The sequence below is a fragment of the Streptomyces sp. NPDC088733 genome (genome assembly GCF_044751185.1).
In the GTDB taxonomy this organism is placed as follows: Bacteria; Actinomycetota; Actinomycetes; order Streptomycetales; family Streptomycetaceae; genus Actinacidiphila.
In genome coordinates, this window is the sequence record NZ_JBIVLH010000021.1 from 91335 (window position 1) to 109764 (window position 18430).

Genomic DNA, 18430 nt, shown 5'->3' on the forward strand with positions numbered 1-18430 from the left:
CGCTGCGGTCCACAGGCGGGCGATTGGGCCGCTTGTGGACGAGTGGGCCTTGGGGGGCACATGCGAAGACTTGGGGCAATGACGGCAGCCGGTGCGCTGGTCGCGGGCGCGCTGGCCGGGGCGGGGGTGGCGGCGGCGCCCGCCGCGACGGCGCTCACCTCGCCGGTGGCCATGACCGCCGACGACCTGCCGACCTGGCAGACCAACGGCATCGTCTGGGCGATGGCCCAGGCGCAGGGGGTCGTCTACGCGGGCGGCACCTTCTCCACCGTCCGGCCGCCGGGATCGGGGCCGGGCAGCAACGAGCAGCCGGCGGTGAACTTCGCCGCCTTCGACGCCTCGACGGGCGCGCCGACCGGCTGCAAGCTGTCGTTCACCATCGGCGCGGGCAGCACGGCCACCGTGCGCGCGCTGGCGGTGTCGCCGGACGGCGGAACGCTCTACGCGGGCGGGTACTTCAGCGCCGTCAACGGCGTCCAGGTCAACAGCCTGACCGCCGTCGACCTGTCCACCTGCACCCCGATCGCCTCCTTCCACCCGGCGGTCTCCGCGACCGTGCGGGCGCTGGACGCGACCGCGGACACCGTCTACGCGGGCGGTGACTTCACCACGGTCGCCGGGCAGTCCCGCCGCTACTTCGCCGCGCTGACCTCCTCGGGGTCCCTGACCTCGTGGAACCCGGCCGGCGACAAGCCCGGGCGTGCGGTGCAGGTCACCCCGGACGGCGACCACGTCATGATCGGCGGGGACTTCGACACGATCGGGGGCGCCGACTCGCACGCCCTGGCGGTCGTCGACGGCGCCGACGGGGCGCTCACGAAGGCGTACCCGATGGGCTTCTTCCCGGCGACCTCGGTCGTCAAGGACATCACCCGGGACGCCACCGGCCTCTACGCGGGCAACGAGGGCACCGGCGGAGGCGTGTTCGACGGCCGCACCGCCTTCGACGCCGGCAGCTTCGACCAGCGCTGGCGCGACACCTGCCTGGGCGCCACCCAGTCCGTCGAGGTCTACCAGACCGTGCTGTACAGCGGCTCGCACGCGCACGACTGCAGCAGCATGGGCGAGTACCCCGACCAGCGGCGCAAGCACCTGCTGGCGGAGTCGGTGACCGATCCGCACCTGCTCGGCTGGTTCCCCGACACCAACGACGGGCTCGGGGAGGGCATCGGCCCGCGCGTGATGGCCGTCTCGTCGCGGAACAGCACCGACTACCTGTGGGTCGGCGGCGAGTTCACCACCGTCAACGGCAGCGCGCAGCAGGGCCTGACCCGCTTCGCGTCCGGCCCCGACACCGGCAACCCGACCACGCCGGAGGCCGGGGCGGCCAGTCTGTCGGCGGGCAAGGCCAAGGTGACCTGGCAGGCGAGCCTGGACAACGACGACAGCGTGCTGACGTACAAGGTCTACCGGGACGGGGGCGCCACCCCCGTGTACACGACCACCGCCACCTCCATGCCGTGGGTGCGCCCGCAGCTGAGCTTCACCGACTCCGGTCTCACGCCCGGTTCCACCCACAGCTACCGGGTGTCGGCCGGCGACGGGACCAACACCAGCCCGCTGTCCTCCACCGCCACGGTGACCGTCGCCTCGGGCAGCAACAGCTACGCGGCCGCGGTCCTGGACGACGGGGCCGCCCTGTACTGGCGCTACGACGAGACGGGCGGGACCTACGCCGCCGACGCCTCCAGCGCGGACGACAACGGCGACTACGTCGGCGCCCCGTCCTACCGGCAGACTCCCGCCGCGGTGACCGGGCCCAGCACGGCGATCGGTTTCAACGGCTCCAACCAGTGGGTCTACAGCGACCGCAGCCACACCCGGCCGGCCACCTTCTCCGTGGAGTCGTGGTTCCGGACCACCACGACCTCGGGCGGCAAGATCGTCGGCTTCGGCAACTCGACCACCGGCACCAGCGGCCAGTACGACAAGCACGTCTACATGACCAACGACGGCCGGCTGGTCTTCGGCGTCTACACCGGGGCCACCAACACCGTCACCACCGGCGCGTCCTACAACGACGGCGACTGGCACCACGTCGTCGCCACCCAGGACGGCGGCGGCATGAAGCTCTACGTCGACGGGGCCCTGGCCGGCACCAACCCGCAGACCGGCAACGAGAACTACACCGGCTACTGGCGCGCGGGCGGGGACAACCTCAACGGCTGGCCCCTGCAACCCTCCAGCAACTACTTCAACGGGCAGATCGACGAGACGGCGGTCTACCCGGCCGCGCTGACCGCCGCCCAGATCGCCCACCACTACGAGCTGGCCAGTGCGCCCGCCGACACGGTGACCACGCTGACCGCGACCGAGGACACGTACGTCAACGCCGGTGCGCCGTCCACCAATTACGGCACCTCCGGCTCGCTCGCGGTGCGCGGCAGCTCGGCGTACCTGACCTATCTGCGCTTCAGCCTGCCGGCCGCCCCGGCCGGCCAGACGCTGAAGAGCGCGTTCCTGCGGCTCACCACCAGCACCGACCCGGCCGCCGGGACCAACGACACCGCCAACGTGGTGCCGGTGACCGGCGCCTGGACGGAGACCGGGGCCACGTACGCCAACCGCCCGGCGCTGTCCTCGACGGTGCTCGGCAGCCTGACGGGTGCCACGGCGATCTCCACGGCGTACGCGGTGCCGCTGGACGCCGCCCAGCTCAGCGGGGCGCTCGGCGGCTCGTACGGCATGGCGGTGACCAGTACCGGGACCGACGCGCTGTGGCTGTGGTCGCGGCAGGCGCCGTCCTCGGCGAACGCGCCGAGGCTCGTGCTGACGTTCGGCTCCTAGCGGGGCAATCCGGAGACCCCGGCGGAAAGTACGCGCCGGGGTCTCCTCCGGGCCGCCCGGTACGGCGTACGCTGCCGTGCCAGGCGGTTCGTCACTTCGCCGCCGGGGGTCGCGAGGGCTGGGGGGCTCATGCGCACTGCGGGAACCGCGAGAACGCTTTCGACCGCGCTCGCACTGACGGCGGCGTCACTGGCCGGGGCGGGGGTCGCGACCGCGCCGCCCGCCGCGGCGCTCACGGCACCGGTCGCGATGACCGCCGACCCGCTGCCGACGTGGCAGACCAACGGCGTCGTGTGGGCGATGGCCCAGCAGGGCGGCACCGTCTTCGCGGGCGGCACCTTCTCCGTCGTCCGGTCCTCCGGTGCGGGCACGACCACGCAGCCCGCCGTCAACTTCGCCGCCTTCGACGCGGCGACCGGCGCGCCCACCGGCTGCCGCCTCTCCTTCACCATCGGCTCGGGCACCGCGACCGTGCGCGCCCTGGAGGTCTCGCCGGACGGGCGGACGCTGTACGCCGGCGGCTGGTTCAACGCCGTCAACGGTGTCACCGTCAGCAGCCTGGCCGCGATCGACATCGCCACCTGCACCCCGGTCGCCTCCTTCCGGCCGTCGTTCTCGGCCACGGTGCGGGCGCTGGCGGTCACCGGCGACACCGTCTACGCGGGCGGCGACTTCACCTCCGTCGCGGGCCAGTCCAGGGCGCGCTTCGCCGCCCTGTCCACGGCCGGGGCGCTGCGGGCCTGGAACCCGGACGCCGACAAGCCCGGCCGGGCGATCCAGCTCGCCCCGGACGGCGCGCACGCCGTCCTCGGCGGGGACTTCGACACCGTGGGCGGCACCGGCTCGCACGCGCTGGCCGTCGTCGACACCGCGGGCGGCGCCCTGACCCGCGCCTACCCGGTGGGCTTCATCCCGCCGACGTCGGTGGTCAAGGACCTCACCGCCGACGCGACGGCGGTCTTCACCGCCAACGAGGGCACCGGAGGAGGGGTCTTCGACGGCCGCATCGCCCTGAACACCTCCGACTTCGGGCAGCGCTGGCGGGACAACTGCCTGGGCGCCACCCAGTCCGTCGTCGTGTACCGCACGGTGCTCTACAGCGGATCGCACGCGCACGACTGCAGCAGCATGGGCGAGTACCCCAACCAGCGGCGCAAGCACCTGCTGGCGGAGTCGGTGGACGACCCGGTGCTGCTGCCCTGGTTCCCCGACACCAACGACGGCATCGGGGAGGGCCTGGGGCCGCGGGTGATGACGGTGGCCTCCTCGGGCGGCACCGACTACCTGTGGGTGGGCGGCGAGTTCACCACCGTCGCCGGGGCCGCCCAGCAGGGTCTGACGCGCTTCGCCTCCGGTCCCGACACCGGGGCGCCGAGCGTGCCCGAGGTCAACGTCTCCAGCGTCCGGGCCGGTGAGGTCGCGGTGCGCTGGCGGTCCAGCCTGGACCTGGACGACGGGCCGCTGACCTACCGCGTCTACCGCGACGGCTCCGGCACGCCGGTGTACACCACCACCGGCGCCTCGCTGCCGTGGTCGCGCCCGCAGCTCACCTTCACCGACACCTCGGTCACCGCGGGCACCACCCACTCCTACCGGGTCAGCGCGAGCGACGGCACCAACACCAGTGCCCAGTCCGCCGCCCAGTCGGTGACGGCGGCCGGCGGCACGCAGGCGTACCCCGCGCGGGTCGTCGCCGACGGCGCGACGCTGTACTGGCGCTACGAGGAGGCCTCCGGCCAGTTCGGCGCCGACTCCTCGCCGGGCGGCGACAACGCGGTCTACCTCAACGGGCCGCTGTACCGGCAGAGTCCAGGCGCGGTGCCCGGCGGCGGCACGGCCATGGGCTTCAACGGCAGCAACGACTACGCCTACAGCGACGCCCGGCACCCGCGCCCGGCCGCGTACAGCATCGAGACCTGGTTCCGGACGACGACCACCTCGGGCGGCCGGCTGATCGGCTTCGGCGACCGCAATGTCGACGACAACCTGAGCGCCAGCTACGACAAGCACGTCTACATGACCAACGACGGCCGGCTGGTCTTCGGCGTGTACTCCGGCGGCACCCGCACGATCGCCACCACCGGCGCCTGGAACGACGGCGCCTGGCACCACGTGGTCGCCACCCAGGGCGGCGACGGCATGAAGCTCTACGTCGACGGGGCCCTGTCGGCCTCCGGCACGACCACCACCAGCCAGGACTACGCGGGCTACTGGCGGGTCGGCGGCGACAACCTCGGCGGCTGGCCGTCGCAGCCGGCGAGCAACTTCTTCGCCGGTCAGCTGGACGAGACCGCCGTGTACCCGCACGTGCTGACCGCCGCCCAGGTCGCCGCCCACCACACCCTGGGCACCGGCGGGGGCGGCACACCGCCGCCGCAGGACACCCAGGTCACGGTGGCGGCGGCCGAGGACACGTACGTCAACGCCGGGGCGCCGTCGAGCAACTTCGGCACCTCGGGGTCGCTGGCGGTGCGCGGCAGTTCGGCGTACGTCACCTATCTGCGCTTCGCGCTGCCGTCCGCGCCCGCCGGGACCGTGCTGAAGTCGGCGGCGCTGCGGCTGCGCACCAACTCCGACCCCACCGCGGGCTCGGCCGACACCGTGAGCGTCGTCCCGGTCACCGGGGCCTGGACCGAGACGGGCGCCACGTACACCAACCGGCCGGCCCTGTCCGCCGCGGTGCTGGGCACGCTCAGCGGCGCGACGGCCTCCCAGACCACGTACACGGCGGCGCTGAGCGCCGCGGGGCTGAGCGGGGCGCTGGGCGGCTCCTTCGACCTGGCGCTCACCAGTGCCGGTACGGACGCGCTGTGGCTGTGGTCGAGCGAAGCGGCGGGCACCGGGAACCGTCCGGAACTCGTTCTGACATTCGGCGCACCTTAGTGCTCACTTTTTCTTCAAACCGCGTCCATCGGACGTATGCCACGCCCTACCCTGCGGTGCACGGGCGCCGAAGGGGAGGCCCGGGTTCTGGGGGCCTTGGGGGGCACATGAGAAAGCTCAGATCCATATCCGCCGTCCTGACCGTCGCGGCGGGCTCGCTCGCGGCCGGCGCGGTGGCACCGCAGCCGGCCGGGGCGCTGACCGCGCCGGTGTCGATCACCGCCGACGCGCTGCCGACCTGGCAGACCAACGGCATCGTCTTCGCGATGGCGGAGGCGAACGGGACGGTCTTCGCGGGCGGCACCTTCTCGTCGGTCCGGCCGTCCGGGGAGGCGGCCGGCGGCGCGGGCGAGCAGGAGGCGGTCAACTTCGCCGCCTTCGACGCCGCGACCGGCGCACCGACGGGCTGCAACCTGTCGTTCACCGTCGGCTCCGGGACGGCGACCGTGCGCGCGCTCGCCGTCTCACCGGACGGCACCACCCTGTACGCCGGCGGCTTCTTCGGCGCCGTCAACGGGACGCCGGTCAGCAGCCTGGCCGCCATCGACACCGCCACCTGCACCGTGAAGTCCGGCTTCGGGGTCGCGGTCAACGCCACCGTGCGCGCCCTCGCCGTCAGCGACGACACCGTCTACCTGGGCGGCGACTTCTCCTCCGTCGGCGGCCAGGCGCGCGACAACTTCGCGGCCGTGAGCACCACCGGCGCCGTCACCCCCTTCACCGCCGACGGCGACGGGCCCGGCCGCGCGCTGGCGCTCACCCCGGACGGGACCAGGGCGATCCTGGGCGGCGACTTCGACCGCGTCAACGGGACGGCCTCGCACGCGCTGGCCGTCGTCGACTCCGGCAGCGGTGCGGTCGTCAAGGGCTACGGTTCCTCTTTCATCCCGTCCACCTCGGTCGTCAAGGACATCACCACCGACGCGACCGGCTTCTACACCGGCAACGAGGGCACCGGCGGCGGCGTCTTCGACGGGCGCATCGCGCTCAACCTCAGCGACCTCAACCAGCGCTGGCGGGACACCTGCCTGGGCGCCACCCAGTCGGTCGAGGTCTACCACGACGTGCTGTACAGCGGTTCGCACGCGCACGACTGCAGCACCATGGGCGAGTACCCCAACCAGCGCCGCAAGCACCTGCTCGCGCAGCGCGTGGACAACCCGGCGAAGCTGGGGTGGTTCCCCGACACCAACGACGGCCTGGGCGAGGGCATCGGCCCGCGCGCCATGAGCCTGGCCTCCTCCGGCTCCACCGACTACCTGTGGGTCGGCGGCGAGTTCACCACCGTCAACGGCGTCGCCCAGCAGGGCCTGACCCGCTTCTCCTCCGGCCCCGACACCGGGGTGCCGACCACGCCGAACGTCAACGCCTCCAGCGTGACGCCGGGCTCGGTCAAGGTCCGCATCCAGACCAGCCTGGACCTCGACGACAGTTCGCTGACCTACCGCGTGTACAAGAACGGCGGCACGACCCCCGTGTACACCACGACGGCCTCGTCGCTGCCCTGGGTGCGCCCGCAGCTCACCTGGACCGACACCGACGTGACCGCGGGCGCCACGTACACCTACCGCGTGACCGCGAGCGACGGCACCAACACCACCGTCAAGTCCCCGACCCAGACGGTGACCGCGGCGACCGTGCCCGAGGCGTATCCGACGCAGGTCCTCGCCGACGGGGCCACGCTGTACTGGCGCTACAACGAGACCGCCAACACCTTCGCCGCCGACACCTCCCCCGCGGACGACGGCGGCAACCACGTCGGCGGTCCGACCCGCGGCGTCAGCCCGGGCGCGCTGACCGGCTCGGCCAGCACGGCGGTCACCTACAACGGCACGACGCAGTGGTCGTACAGCGACGCCAAGCGGGGCCGCACGTCCGCGTTCAGCGTCGAAACCTGGTTCAGGACGACCACCGCCTCCGGCGGGAAGCTCGTCGGCTTCGGCGACCGCACCTCGGAGATCAGCGCCAGCACCGACAAGCACATCTACATGACCAACGCGGGCCGGCTGATCTTCGGCGTGCGCAGCGGCAGCAACCGCACCATCACCACCCCGGCGGCCTACAACGACGGCCAGTGGCACCACGTCGTCGCCACGCAGGGCTCGACGGGGATGCGGCTGTACGTCGACGGCGTGCTGCGGGCGTCCAGTTCCCCCACCACCGGGGGCTCGGACTACATCGGCTACTGGCACGTCGGCGGGGACAGTCTCTCCGGCTGGACCAGCCGCCCCACCAGCGACTACTTCGCGGGCACCCTCGACGAGACCGCGATCTACCCGAGCGCCCTGTCGGCCGCGCAGATCGCCCAGCACTACACCCTCGGAACCACCGGATGACCCGCGCACCCCGCCGGGTCCGCCTCGCCGCCGCCGTCCTCGTGACGGCGGCGGCGGTGCTGCTCACCGGCTGCTCGAGCGGCTCCGGCAGCTCCGCCGGCAACCGGTCCGCGCAGGGCGCACCGGCTCCCTCCGCGACCGCACCCGCCGCCGCGTCCGCACCCGCCACCGGTACCGGTGGCGGCACCACCGCGCCTTCCGCGCCCGCGGACCCCGCCTCGGACGCCGTGCCCAGCGGGCCCAAGGTCCCCCAGAGCGAACTGACCCCGGTCACCGGCTCCTTCACCAAGAAGGAGAAGACCTATCTGACCGGCAGGGTCCCCAAGGGCACCGACCCCGCCGCCGTGCTCCAGCTCGGCCAGGAGACCTGCGACCGCATCGCCTCCGTCGCCGCGATCGACAAGGACGCGGCCATCGGCGGCATCATCACCGGCCAGATCGGCGGCGCCAAGGGCGCGGTCACCCATCTGTGCCCGCAGCAGGAGTCGATCCTCGCGGCCGCCGAGACGGGCTTCGCCGACGGTTCCTACACCGTCGGCGCCAAGGCGGTGGCGGGCCGCGTCATCACGCCCGGCACCTACCGGGCGCTGACCCCCACCAAGGACTGCACCTGGACGGTGGGGACGAAGTCCGGCACCGCCCACAAGGTCACCGTCACCGCCGCGGCCAGGACCTTCGGTTCCCGCGGCTGCTTCGCGTGGGCCAAGGAGGGCTGATGACCGAACTGGTGAGCAGGCTGCCCCTGGTGGTGGCGATCCCCACCAAAAACGAGGCCGAGAACATCGCCACGACCGTCGACGCGGTCGCCGGCCACGTCGAGGCCGTCGTGGTCGTCGACTCCGGCAGCACGGACGACACGTGCGCGATCGCCGCGGCGCACGGCGCGGAGGTCGTCCCGTACACCTGGGACGGCGGGTACCCGAAGAAGAAGCAGTGGTGCCTGGAGAACGTCCACCCGGACGTGCCGTGGCTGCTCTTCCTGGACGGCGACGAGGTGCCGACGCCTGAACTGCTCGCCGAACTGCGGGAGGTCTTCTCCCGTCCGGTGACGGCGGCCGCCTTCGACATCCCGCTGCTGTACTGGTTCGCCGGACGCCCGCTGCGGCGCGGCCACACCGTCGTCAAGCGGTCGCTGCTGGACCGCACACGGGTCTCCTACCCGGAGGTCGACGACCTCGCGGCGCCCGGCATGGGCGAGCAGGAGGGCCACTACCAGCCGACGGCGGACGGCCCGGTCGGGCAGCTCAGGGGGCGCATCGAGCACCGCGACCTGGACCCGGTGCGCACCTGGTTCGACCGGCACAACCGCTACTCCGACTGGGAGGCGTGGCTGGAGCACCACCCCGGCACCAAGGAGCAGGTGCGCGGGCTGAAGACCCGCCAGGGGCGGCTGTTCCAGAAGGTGCCGTTCAAGCCGCTGCTCTTCTTCGGCTACACCTATGTCGCCCGGCGGGGCTTCCTCGACGGCCGCGCCGGTTTCGACTACGCGCTGGCGCTCAGTTTCTACCGGTGGCAGATCGGGCTGAAGACCCGCGAGCGGGCGCCTTCATAGCCGACTCGTACACCTCTTGGAGGGTGTCGAGCACGGCGTCGAGCGACAGCTCGTCCCTGATGAGGCGCCAGGCGGCCGACGAGGCCGCCTGGTTCGCCTCCGTCCCCAGCAGCTCCAGCACCGCCGCGGCGACGTCCCCGGGGCGGTGCACGACCCGGCCCGCGCCCGCCCGCTCGATGTCGGGGGCGAGGCCGTTGGACTCCCGTACGACGACAGGTGTGCCCACCGACATCGACTCCAGCAGCGACATCGCGAACGGCTCGTCCACCGACGGCAGGACGTAGACGTCGGCGGCGCGGAAGGCCTCCAGCGCCTCGGCGTGGCTGAGCGGCCCGACGTGCTTGACCGCGTCCGTCACCCCCAGCTCGCGGACGGCCTCCAAGGTGCCCGCCAGCTCCCCCGAGTCGGGGCCGGCCAGCACGAAACGGGCGTCGGGGTACCGCTCCAGCACCGCGGGGATCGCGGCGGCGAAGTCGCGCGGGCGCTTGCGGGTCTGGAAGCGCGCCAGGTAGAGGACGGTCGGCGGGCCGCTGCGCTTGCGCGGCTGGTGCAGCGCGGTGCCGTTCGGCAGCCGTACGGGACGGGCCAGGCGGCCCGCGCCGGCGACGGCCTCCAGGTCGCCGCGCTCCCACGCGGTGAGGTGCAGGACGGCGTCGGCGCGGCGCAGCAGCCGCTTGGTGGCGAGCGCGTCCAGCACCTTGGCGAGCGGCTTGTCGCTGGGGTCGATCATGCCGTGGGTCTGCAGCACCAGCGGGCGGCCGCACTGGAGTGCCGCCACCGCCACCGGCAGGGTGATCAGGTCCCGCATGAGGTGGACGTGGACGACGTCGGCGGAGCGCACCAGGCGCCGGGCGCCGGCCAGGAGCGAGGGCGAGGTGATGCCGGAGACCTCGAACCGCGGCAGGACGTGCCGGGCCTGGAAGACCCGTGCGGGCACGCCCTCCACCTCGCCGGGCAGCCGTCCCGGAGGGAAGCCGTCGCCCAGGGTGACGAGTTCGGCGTCGACACCGCGCCCGCGCAGGCCCCCGGCCAGGTTGAGGGCGACCCGGGTGGGGCCGCCGAAGGCGTTGGTGGGCGTGTGCAGGGTGACGACGTGCAGCACCTTCATGGCTGGGGCTCCTTGAGCGGGCGCGTGCCGTCGGCCGTGTGCAGGGTGAGCTCGGGGAGGTCCCTGGCGAGCACGGTCCCTGCGGCGACGACCGCGTGCCGGCCGACGGTGACCCCGGCGAGCACGATGGCGCGGGCGGCGACCCAGGCACCGTCCTCCACGGTGATCGGTGCGTTGCGGTAGCGGAAGTCGACGGCGCGGTGGTCGTGGCTGCCGGTGCACAGCAGCGCCTCCTGGGAGACGCAGACGTCGGCGCCGATGGTGATGGGCTCCAGGTTGAGCAGCCAGGCGCCCTCGCCGATCCAACTGCGGTCGCCGACCGTCAGCTTCCAGGGCCACAGCACCCGTACCCGGTGGCGGACGAGCACGCCCTCGCCGATCGTGGCGCCGAACGCGCGCAGCAAGGCGACCCGCAGCCGCGCCGGGCAGAACCAGGCGGCGAAGACGGTGTTCATCACGGCGAACCACAGGGCCTGGACCGCCTTGCCCCGCCCCTTGTCGTACCCGGCCAGTGTGAAGGCCGACAGATCACGTGCCGTCATGGCGCACCCCCCGTGTCCCCCGCACCGGTGCCCTCCCCGGCACCGTCCGCACAGATTATCGGCGCACACGGTTGCGGGGCAGCCGGATCTATAGACTGCCGGAGGGGAATCGTTGGGGGGCTGTTGCATGGCAGTTCAGACGCACGAAATCCAGTCGCGGGGCCTGCCGCCGGGGGAGGTGGAGGTCCCGGCCGTCTCGCCGCGGGCGCTGCTGTCACGGGCACTGGCGGTGCCCCTGATCCTGGGTCTGGCCCTGTTCCTGCCCGCGCTGGTCGCCGTGCAGCCCGGACCGGGCGTGAAGGACAGCGTCTTCTGGTTGCAGATGGTGCTGACCTGCTACGCGGGCATCCGGCTCGCGGTGATGGCGCTGACCGCCCATCGCAAGCTGATCCAGGGCTCGTTCTGGCTCTTCGTGTACGTGGCGATGGGTGTCGCCCCGCTCGCCCAGGACGTGCTGGACCAGACGCCGACGCCGGTGGTCGGCACCCGGGCGGACCTGCTGGTGGCGGTCGCGCTGGTGCTCGTCGGGTGCGCCGCGTTCGACGTGGGCGCGCTGCTGTCGCGGCACCGCCCCGTCCGGCGGGCCCGGCGGCGGGAGCGCTCGGCGTCCTTCCACCGCAGGCGGGTGTTCCTGCTGGCGGCGGTCGCCTTCGCCGGCAGCGCGCTGCTGGTGGTCAAGCTCGGCGGTCCCGCGGTGTTCTTCAGCAGCCGGCAGGCGATCACCGACACCATCCGCGCCGACGGCGCCGCCTCCGCCGAGTCCAACGTGGGCTCCGCCTTCCTGCGCGGCTTCGGCACCGTGCCGGCGCTGGTGGCCCTGCTGATCTTCACCCGCTGGCTGGTGACCTCCCGCCGGGCCCGGCGCCGGCCGCTGGTCATCGCCACGTGGGGTGCCCTGCTGCTGCTGAACGCGGTGGTCAACAACCCCGTCTCCAACCCCCGTTACTGGTTCCTGACGGTGCTGTTCTCCTTCCTGTTCACGGCCTTCCCGAGAAGCCCCGCGATGTACCGGGCGGCGCTGGCCCTCGGCGTCGCCGGCGCTCTGGTGGTCTTCCCCTTCGCCGACCGCTTCCGCTACGACGCCGGCGGCTACAAGCCGGTGGAGACCACGTCGGTCTTCGAACCGCTGGCGGTCAAGGACTACGACCAGGTCGGCATGTTCGCCAACACCGTCACCTTCGCCGACAGCGGGCCCGGCCACTTCTACGGCCGGCAGATCGCCGGCTCCGCGTTCTTCTTCGTCCCGCGCTCGGTGTGGCCGGGCAAACCGCGTGACACCGGCGTCATGATCGGCCAGTGGATGGGCATGAAGAACGTCAACCTCTCCTCCCCGCTGTGGGCGGAGCTGTGGATCGACTTCGGCGCCGGGGGCGTCGTCGCGGGCTTCCTCGGCCTCGGCTACCTCTCGGCGCGCGGCGACCGCCTCTACGCCCGGCGGACCTCCGTCGACCGCCGCCCCGGCAATGTCATGGCGATCGTCATCCCGCTGATCGCCGGGTACTCCTTCATCCTGCTGCGCGGCCCGCTGCTCCAGGCCTCGGGCCGCATCGGCGTGGCGCTGATCTGCTTCGCCCTGGTGACCACCTTGCGCTCCGACCGGCGACGGCTGCTGGGCTGACCGGGCGCGCCGCCCGGACCCCCGCCTACTGCGCGGAGGCCCCCGCGGCGGACGGGGCCAGCGCGTCCAGCGCGCGGCGCAGCTGGGTGCTGGAGGTGTGCACGGTGTACGGGAAGTAGACGACCTCGACCCCGACGGTGGCGAAGTCCCGTTCCAGCCGCAGCCCCTTGTCGGTGCCGCGCCAGTCGTCGCCCTTGAAGATGACGTCGAAGCGGACCTGCTGCCAGGTCTCCAGCTTGTCGGGTACGGTCTCGACAAAGGCGGCGTCGACGAAGCGGACGCTGCGGACGATCTCCAGGCGCTCGATGAGCGGGACGACCGGCGTGCGGCCCTTGGCGAGGGCTGCCATCTCGTCCGAGACCACCCCCGCGACGAGGTAGTCGCACTGACTGCGGGCGTGCCGCAGGATGTTCAGATGTCCGACGTGGAAGAGGTCGTAGACCCCGGGCGCATAGCCCACTCGGTGCGACATGGTGTCAATCCCCCCACAGGAACACAACCTTCTCGCGAGTTGCGGAGTCTCAGACATTAGCGTGAAGGCAGCATGTTTCTCTGGTGAACGGTTAAGGTGAGCTACTGGTCACTTCTGGGGGGAAGGGGTCCGTCTCGTGCCCGAGTTCCAGGGCCGCACTCTGCTGCTGGTCTCCACCAACTACGCACCCGAGCACGCGGGTATCGGCCCGTACGCCACGCAGATCGCCGAGCACTGGGCGGCGCCTGACGGCGGCGGGGCCGAGGTCCACGTGCTCGCCGGGATGCCGCACTACCCGTCGTGGCGGCTCGACCCGGCCTACCGGGGGATGTGGCGCGCCGAGGAGCGGCGCGCCGGCGTCACCGTGCACCGGCGCCGGCACACGGTGCCGCCCCGTCAGACCGCGCTGCGGCGCGCCCTGTTCGAGGCCTCGGTGCTGGCGCACGGGCTGGTGGCGGCGCCGCGGATCCGCCCCGACGCGGTGGTGGCGCAGATGCCGAGCCTGGCGGGCGGTGTGATCGGCGCCCGGGTCGCGGCCCGGCACCACGTGCCGTACATACCCGTGGTGCAGGACCTCATGGGCGCGGCGGCGGCGCAGAGCGGGATCCGCGGCGGGGACCGGGCGGCGGCCGTCGCGGGCGCGGCGGAGGCGTACGCGCTCAAGCGGGCCACCCTGGTCGGCGTCATCCACGAGACCTTCGTCGACAAGGTCGCCGCGATGGGCGTCGACCGCGGCCGCATCCGCCTGGTCCCCAACTGGTCGCACGTGGCCCGTCCTTCGCGCCCGCGCGAGGAGACCCGGGCCCGGCTGGGCTGGAACCGGGAGCGGACGGTCGTGCTGCACTCCGGCAACATGGGCCTCAAACAGGGCCTGGACGTGCTGGTGGAGGCCGCCCGCCGGGACCCGTCGGTGCTGATCGTGCTCATGGGCGACGGCAACCAGCGCGAACGGCTGCGGCTGCTGGCCGCCGACGTGCCGAACCTGGAGTTCGCCCCGCCCGCCGGGGACGCGGAGTTCCCCGACGTGCTGGCCGCCGCCGACGTGCTGGCGGTCACGCAGCGCGCCTCGGTCCTGGACATGAGCATCCCCTCCAAGCTGACCTCGTACTTCGCCGCCGGGCGCCCGGTCGTCGCCTCCGTCGCCGCCGAGGGCGGCACCGCGCAGGAGGTGGTGCGCTCCGAGGCCGGGCTGCTGGTGGCACCGGAGGACCCGGAGGCGTTCCTCAAGGCCGTCAGGGCGCTGGCCCAGGACCCGGAGGCCGCCGACGAACTGGGCGCCCGCGGGCCGGCGTACGTGACGGCGCATCTCAGCCGCGAGGCGGGATTGTCACGGATGAGCGCACTGCTCGCCGAGGCACTGGACACGACGACGCGAGGTGCCGATCCTGTGGGGTCGGACGCATGGGGGGTTCCACGCACGTGAGCGATCAACCGCACGGTTCGCAGATGTCCGAGGCGCAGGACGAACCGGACCTGCTCCGGGACCAGTTCCGGCAGCTCGTCCGCTACCGCGCGCTGCTCGTGACGGGTGTGCTGCTCGGCCTGCTGGGCGGCGGCTACCTGGCGGTGACGGGCAGCGACAGCTACGTGGCCACCAGCGAGGTGGTGCTGCGCGCCGCCACCACCGACCCGTTCGCCGCCGGGGCGTCCTCGCCCGACAAGTCGATCAACATCGGCTCGGAGCGGCAGACCGCGATGAGCAACGAGGTCGCCAAGCGCGCCGCCAAGCGGCTCGGGCTGTCCTCCCGGGCGATCCCCGAGCTCCAGTCCGACCTCCAGGTCACCAACCCGCCCAACACCGTGGTGCTGCGCTTCGCGTACACCTACACCGACGCGGACGAGTCGGCCCGCCGCGCCAACGCCCTGGCCACCGCGTTCATGGACGCACGCAAGGAGAGCACCGAGAACACCATCAAGAACACGGTGCACGGCCTGCAGAAGCAGCTCGACCCGGTCGTCAAGCAGCGCAAGGAGCTCGACGCCCAGATCGCGCACCTCGGCGAGGGGCCCACCCTCGACGCGGCCACCACCGTGCAGGCCACGCTCGTCGGCCGCATCTCCGAACTCAGCAGCCGCATCACCGAGTTGCAGTCGCTGGACACCACCCCCGGCAGCTGGAACCGCGTCGCGAGCCCGCCGTCCGCGCCCTCCGGCCCCGGGCTGCCGATGATGCTCGGTCTCGGCGCGCTCGTCGGCGTCGCCGTCGGGCTGCTCGCCGCCTGGGTGCGGCTGGTCTTCGACCCGAACGCGCGCTCCGAGGGCGACGTGGTGCGGGCGCTGCGCGCACCCGTGCTGGGCACACTGCCGCGCACCAGGAACGGGCCGCTGCTCGCCGTCGACCACGCCGACCCCCGGATCGCCGAGGAGTACCGTTCCGTCGCCTTCCGGCTCGCCTACGACCAGCGCTTCGCCGACCGGCGGCGGCTGCTGGTCGTCGCCCCGCGCGGCACCGGCGAGACCGCCGCCGCGGTCGCGGTCAACCTGGCCGCGTCCTTCGCCGAGATGGGCATGGACGTCCTGCTGGTCGAGGCCGATCTGCGCACCCCCGGGCTGTCGGCACGGCTGCGCGCGGCCGACGGCTCCCGGCCCGGCTGGGCCCGCACCCCCCAGCTCAGCGAGGGCGGCTGGCCGGCCGGCATCCAAGTGCCCGTCGACGCGGGCGAGTCGGGCTCCTTCGACCTCGTGCCGGGACGCCGCGTGCGCAATGTGGCCCGCGCGCTCACCTCCGCCGCGGCCGGCCGGCTGTTCGCGGAGGCCGACGAGCCGGGGTCGGCCGTCGTCGTCCTGGCCCCCGCGGTCCTGACCTACGCGGACGCGCTGGCGCTGGCCGACCGCATCGACGGCGTCCTCGTCGTCGCCGACCCGCACGCCGTGCACCGCGCCGACCTGGACCGGGTGCGGCAGCTCATCAGCGGCGCGGGCAGCACCGTGCTGGGCTCCGTACTGCACAGCTCGCCCGGCGGCGGCCGGTGGGCCAAGCGGCGGCACGCCCGGCGCGCCCGCAAGGCCGCCGCGGCACGCACCGCGGCAACCGGCACGGGCACGGAGACCCCCGCGCCGGCCACGGCCACGACCGCGGTCACGGAGGGCTCCACGGCTCCCGCCCTGCCGGCCGAGGACAAGACCACCGACACCATCCCGCTGCGCACGGTGATCCGGTGACGGCACGGCCGGCGCCCGGCGCCAAGGCCGCCATCGTCTGCTCCGTCCTCGACCAGGGCGTCGCCGCGCTCACGAACATCCTCGTCCTGGTGGTCGCCGCCCGGCTGTCCAGCGCGGCCGGCTTCTCCGTCTTCTCGATGGTCTACGCCGTCTTCTCCGTACTGCTCGGCATCAACGTCTCCTACGTCGGCCAGGCGCTGGTCCTGGAACGCGGCGAGGACTCCGCGGTCCGCGCCGCCTGCCGCTCCGCGGCCGGCTTCGTCGCCGTCGCCTCAACGGTCGCCGGCGCCACGATGGCGGCGGTGCTCGCCCTCGTCCCGGGCGCGACGGCACAGTCGCTCGCGGTCCTCGGGCTGGTGCTGCCCCTGGTCCTCACCCAGGACGGGCTGCGCTACTGCTTCTCCACCCTGCGCCTGCCGCATCTCGCCCTCGTCGGCGACGTGCTGCGGCTCGCCGTCGCCCTGCCCGCGCTCGCCCTCCAGCCCCACGGCACCGGGCCCGCGCGCCTGGTGGCCGTATGGGGGCTGTCGGCCGTGCCCGCACTGCTCGCCGGCATCGCACTGCTCGCCCCCCGGCTGCGCGGCGCCCCGACGGACCTGCGGCGCTTCCTGCGCAAGGGGCACCTCGGGCGCCGCTTCGTGGTGGAGTACGGGGTCGGCAACGCCTCCAGCCAGCTCACGGTCGTCGGACTCGGCCTGTTCGCCAGCCCGTTGGCGGTCGGTGCACTGCGCGGTACGACAACCCTGTTCGGCCCGATGAACGTGCTCTTCAACTCCGCCACCGCCTTCGGGCCGCCCCTGCTCGGCCGCGTCCCCGGCATGCGCGGCCAGGTCCGGGCCACCGCCGTGCTCGCCGGGATCCTGGCCGCCGTCGCCGCCGCGTGGACGGGCGTGCTGACAGCCCTGCCCGACCGCTTCGGCCGCCAGCTCCTCGGCGCCACATGGCAGGCCGCGGAAGGCCTGCTGGCCGCCACCGGCACCCAGTACGCGGCCATCGCGGCGGGCACCAGCGCCCTGCTCACGCTGCGCGTCCTCCAGCCGCGGGCGACCCTCCCCATCCAGGTCGTCTTCTCCCTCGCCTCCATCGCGTTCATGATCTCCGGCTACGCCCTGGCCGCCGTCCCCGGCGCCGCCTGGGGCCTCGCCATCGGCTCCGCCCTCAAGGCCGCCGTCCTGTGGACCCGCGTCACCCTCCTCCGCCGCGACCCCGCCACGGCGGGCCAGGACCCCCGCCCGGAACCGACCCCGGCGAGCGCGTAACCGGCGCCCGGGGCGAGGCGGCCGGTATGCCGTTGCCCGGCCGCGCTTTGGCCGCCGCACAGGGCCTGCCCGCCCTCGCAGGTCACCGCGACCCCACCACACCTGCCACCGGCCAGCCCCCCGGCCCCGAACCGACCCCGGCAAGCGCGTAACCGGCGCCCAGGGCAAGGCCGCCCATATGCCGCTGCCCGGCCGCGCTTTGACCGCCGCACAGGGCCTGCCCGCCCTCGCAGGTCACCGCGACCCCACCACACCTGCCACCAGCCAGCCCCCCGGCCCCGAACCGACCCCGGCAAGCGCCTAACCGGCGCCCAGGGCGAGGCCGTCCTCACAAGGGCACGCTGCCCGGCAGGCGCCCAACCGGCACCCGGGGCGAGCTCGCCCCGACGCTAGGAGCGGCCACGTCGCGTATCGCGTTGCCCGGTCGCCGCACAGGGGTCCGGCGCCCCTGTGGGCCCGCGTCACCCTCGTACACAGCGACTCCGCCATCACCGGCACCGGCCAGAACCCCCGCGCGTTCCCGGCACCCGACGCGAAGTCGCACTCGGCGCCGCACAGCGCCTGACCGTCGGCCAGGCCCCCTGCCCGAACGCACCCCGGCGGCCGCACAACCGGTCCCGAGACCGCCACCCGACGCGAGGAGCGGCGATGCCACGCGCGACCCCGCCACGCCTGCCACCGACCAGGAACCTCGCCTCGAAGCGACGCAGG

General features: G+C 73.4%; 12 protein-coding genes. 9 read left to right on the forward strand and 3 right to left on the reverse strand.

Annotated features, from left to right (window positions below):
* The first annotated feature begins 78 nt into the window (after positions 1-78).
* The 5 genes from ACIP64_RS30830 to ACIP64_RS30850 all read left to right on the forward strand — a co-directional run bounded on the left by ACIP64_RS30830 (position 79) and on the right by ACIP64_RS30850 (position 9558).
* A complete protein-coding gene (locus ACIP64_RS30830; protein ID WP_401593034.1) occupies positions 79-2787 on the forward strand; it encodes a LamG-like jellyroll fold domain-containing protein in 2709 nt (902 codons plus the stop codon).
* A 129-nt stretch (positions 2788-2916) separates the two neighbouring features.
* Entirely contained in the window at positions 2917-5670 is a 2754-nt protein-coding gene (locus tag ACIP64_RS30835) for a LamG-like jellyroll fold domain-containing protein (RefSeq protein WP_401593036.1), read from the forward strand.
* Between the two features lie 107 nt (positions 5671-5777).
* Positions 5778-8006, forward strand: a complete 2229-nt coding sequence (locus ACIP64_RS30840; protein WP_401593038.1) for a LamG-like jellyroll fold domain-containing protein — start codon at positions 5778-5780, stop codon at positions 8004-8006.
* The gene (locus ACIP64_RS30845; RefSeq protein ID WP_401593040.1) at positions 8003-8722 is read left to right on the forward strand and encodes a hypothetical protein; all 720 of its coding nucleotides are present in this window, start codon (positions 8003-8005) and stop codon (positions 8720-8722) included. Before ACIP64_RS30840 ends, ACIP64_RS30845 begins: the two co-directional genes overlap by 4 nt.
* Entirely contained in the window at positions 8722-9558 is an 837-nt protein-coding gene (locus tag ACIP64_RS30850; protein ID WP_401593042.1) for a glycosyltransferase family 2 protein, read from the forward strand. Before ACIP64_RS30845 ends, ACIP64_RS30850 begins: the two co-directional genes overlap by 1 nt.
* Here ACIP64_RS30850 and ACIP64_RS30855 read toward each other — a convergent pair.
* Together ACIP64_RS30855 and ACIP64_RS30860 are read right to left on the reverse strand one after the other, a co-directional pair.
* Positions 9503-10666, reverse strand: coding sequence for a glycosyltransferase (locus ACIP64_RS30855; RefSeq protein WP_401593044.1), 1164 nt, complete (start codon positions 10664-10666; stop codon positions 9503-9505). The genes ACIP64_RS30850 and ACIP64_RS30855 overlap by 56 nt on opposite strands.
* On the reverse strand, positions 10663-11208 hold the full coding sequence (locus ACIP64_RS30860; RefSeq protein WP_401593046.1) for a WcaF family extracellular polysaccharide biosynthesis acetyltransferase: 546 nt from the start codon (positions 11206-11208) through the stop codon (positions 10663-10665). Before ACIP64_RS30860 ends, ACIP64_RS30855 begins: the two co-directional genes overlap by 4 nt.
* A gap of 127 nt (positions 11209-11335) precedes the next feature.
* Between ACIP64_RS30860 and ACIP64_RS30865 the strand changes: the two genes are divergently transcribed.
* Positions 11336-12826: a hypothetical protein gene (locus tag ACIP64_RS30865; protein ID WP_401593048.1), complete on the forward strand. Its 1491-nt coding sequence runs from the start codon at positions 11336-11338 to the stop codon at positions 12824-12826.
* A gap of 25 nt (positions 12827-12851) precedes the next feature.
* Here ACIP64_RS30865 and ACIP64_RS30870 read toward each other — a convergent pair whose 3' ends face one another.
* On the reverse strand, positions 12852-13298 hold the full coding sequence (locus ACIP64_RS30870) for an adenylyltransferase/cytidyltransferase family protein (RefSeq protein ID WP_360913513.1): 447 nt from the start codon (positions 13296-13298) through the stop codon (positions 12852-12854).
* A 166-nt stretch (positions 13299-13464) separates the two neighbouring features.
* On the opposite strand from ACIP64_RS30870, the gene ACIP64_RS30875 reads away from it, so the two are divergent.
* The 3 genes from ACIP64_RS30875 to ACIP64_RS30885 are packed head-to-tail and all read left to right on the forward strand — an operon-like array spanning position 13465 to position 17719.
* Positions 13465-14721 (forward strand): glycosyltransferase family 4 protein, encoded by a 1257-nt coding sequence (locus ACIP64_RS30875; RefSeq protein WP_401593126.1) that lies wholly within the window; start codon positions 13465-13467, stop codon positions 14719-14721.
* Positions 14722-14744: 23 nt separating this feature from the next.
* Positions 14745-16460, forward strand: a complete 1716-nt coding sequence (locus tag ACIP64_RS30880; RefSeq protein ID WP_401593050.1) for a lipopolysaccharide biosynthesis protein — start codon at positions 14745-14747, stop codon at positions 16458-16460.
* Positions 16457-17719 (forward strand): hypothetical protein, encoded by a 1263-nt coding sequence (locus ACIP64_RS30885; protein WP_401593052.1) that lies wholly within the window; start codon positions 16457-16459, stop codon positions 17717-17719. Before ACIP64_RS30880 ends, ACIP64_RS30885 begins: the two co-directional genes overlap by 4 nt.
* Positions 17720-18430 lie beyond the last annotated feature (711 nt).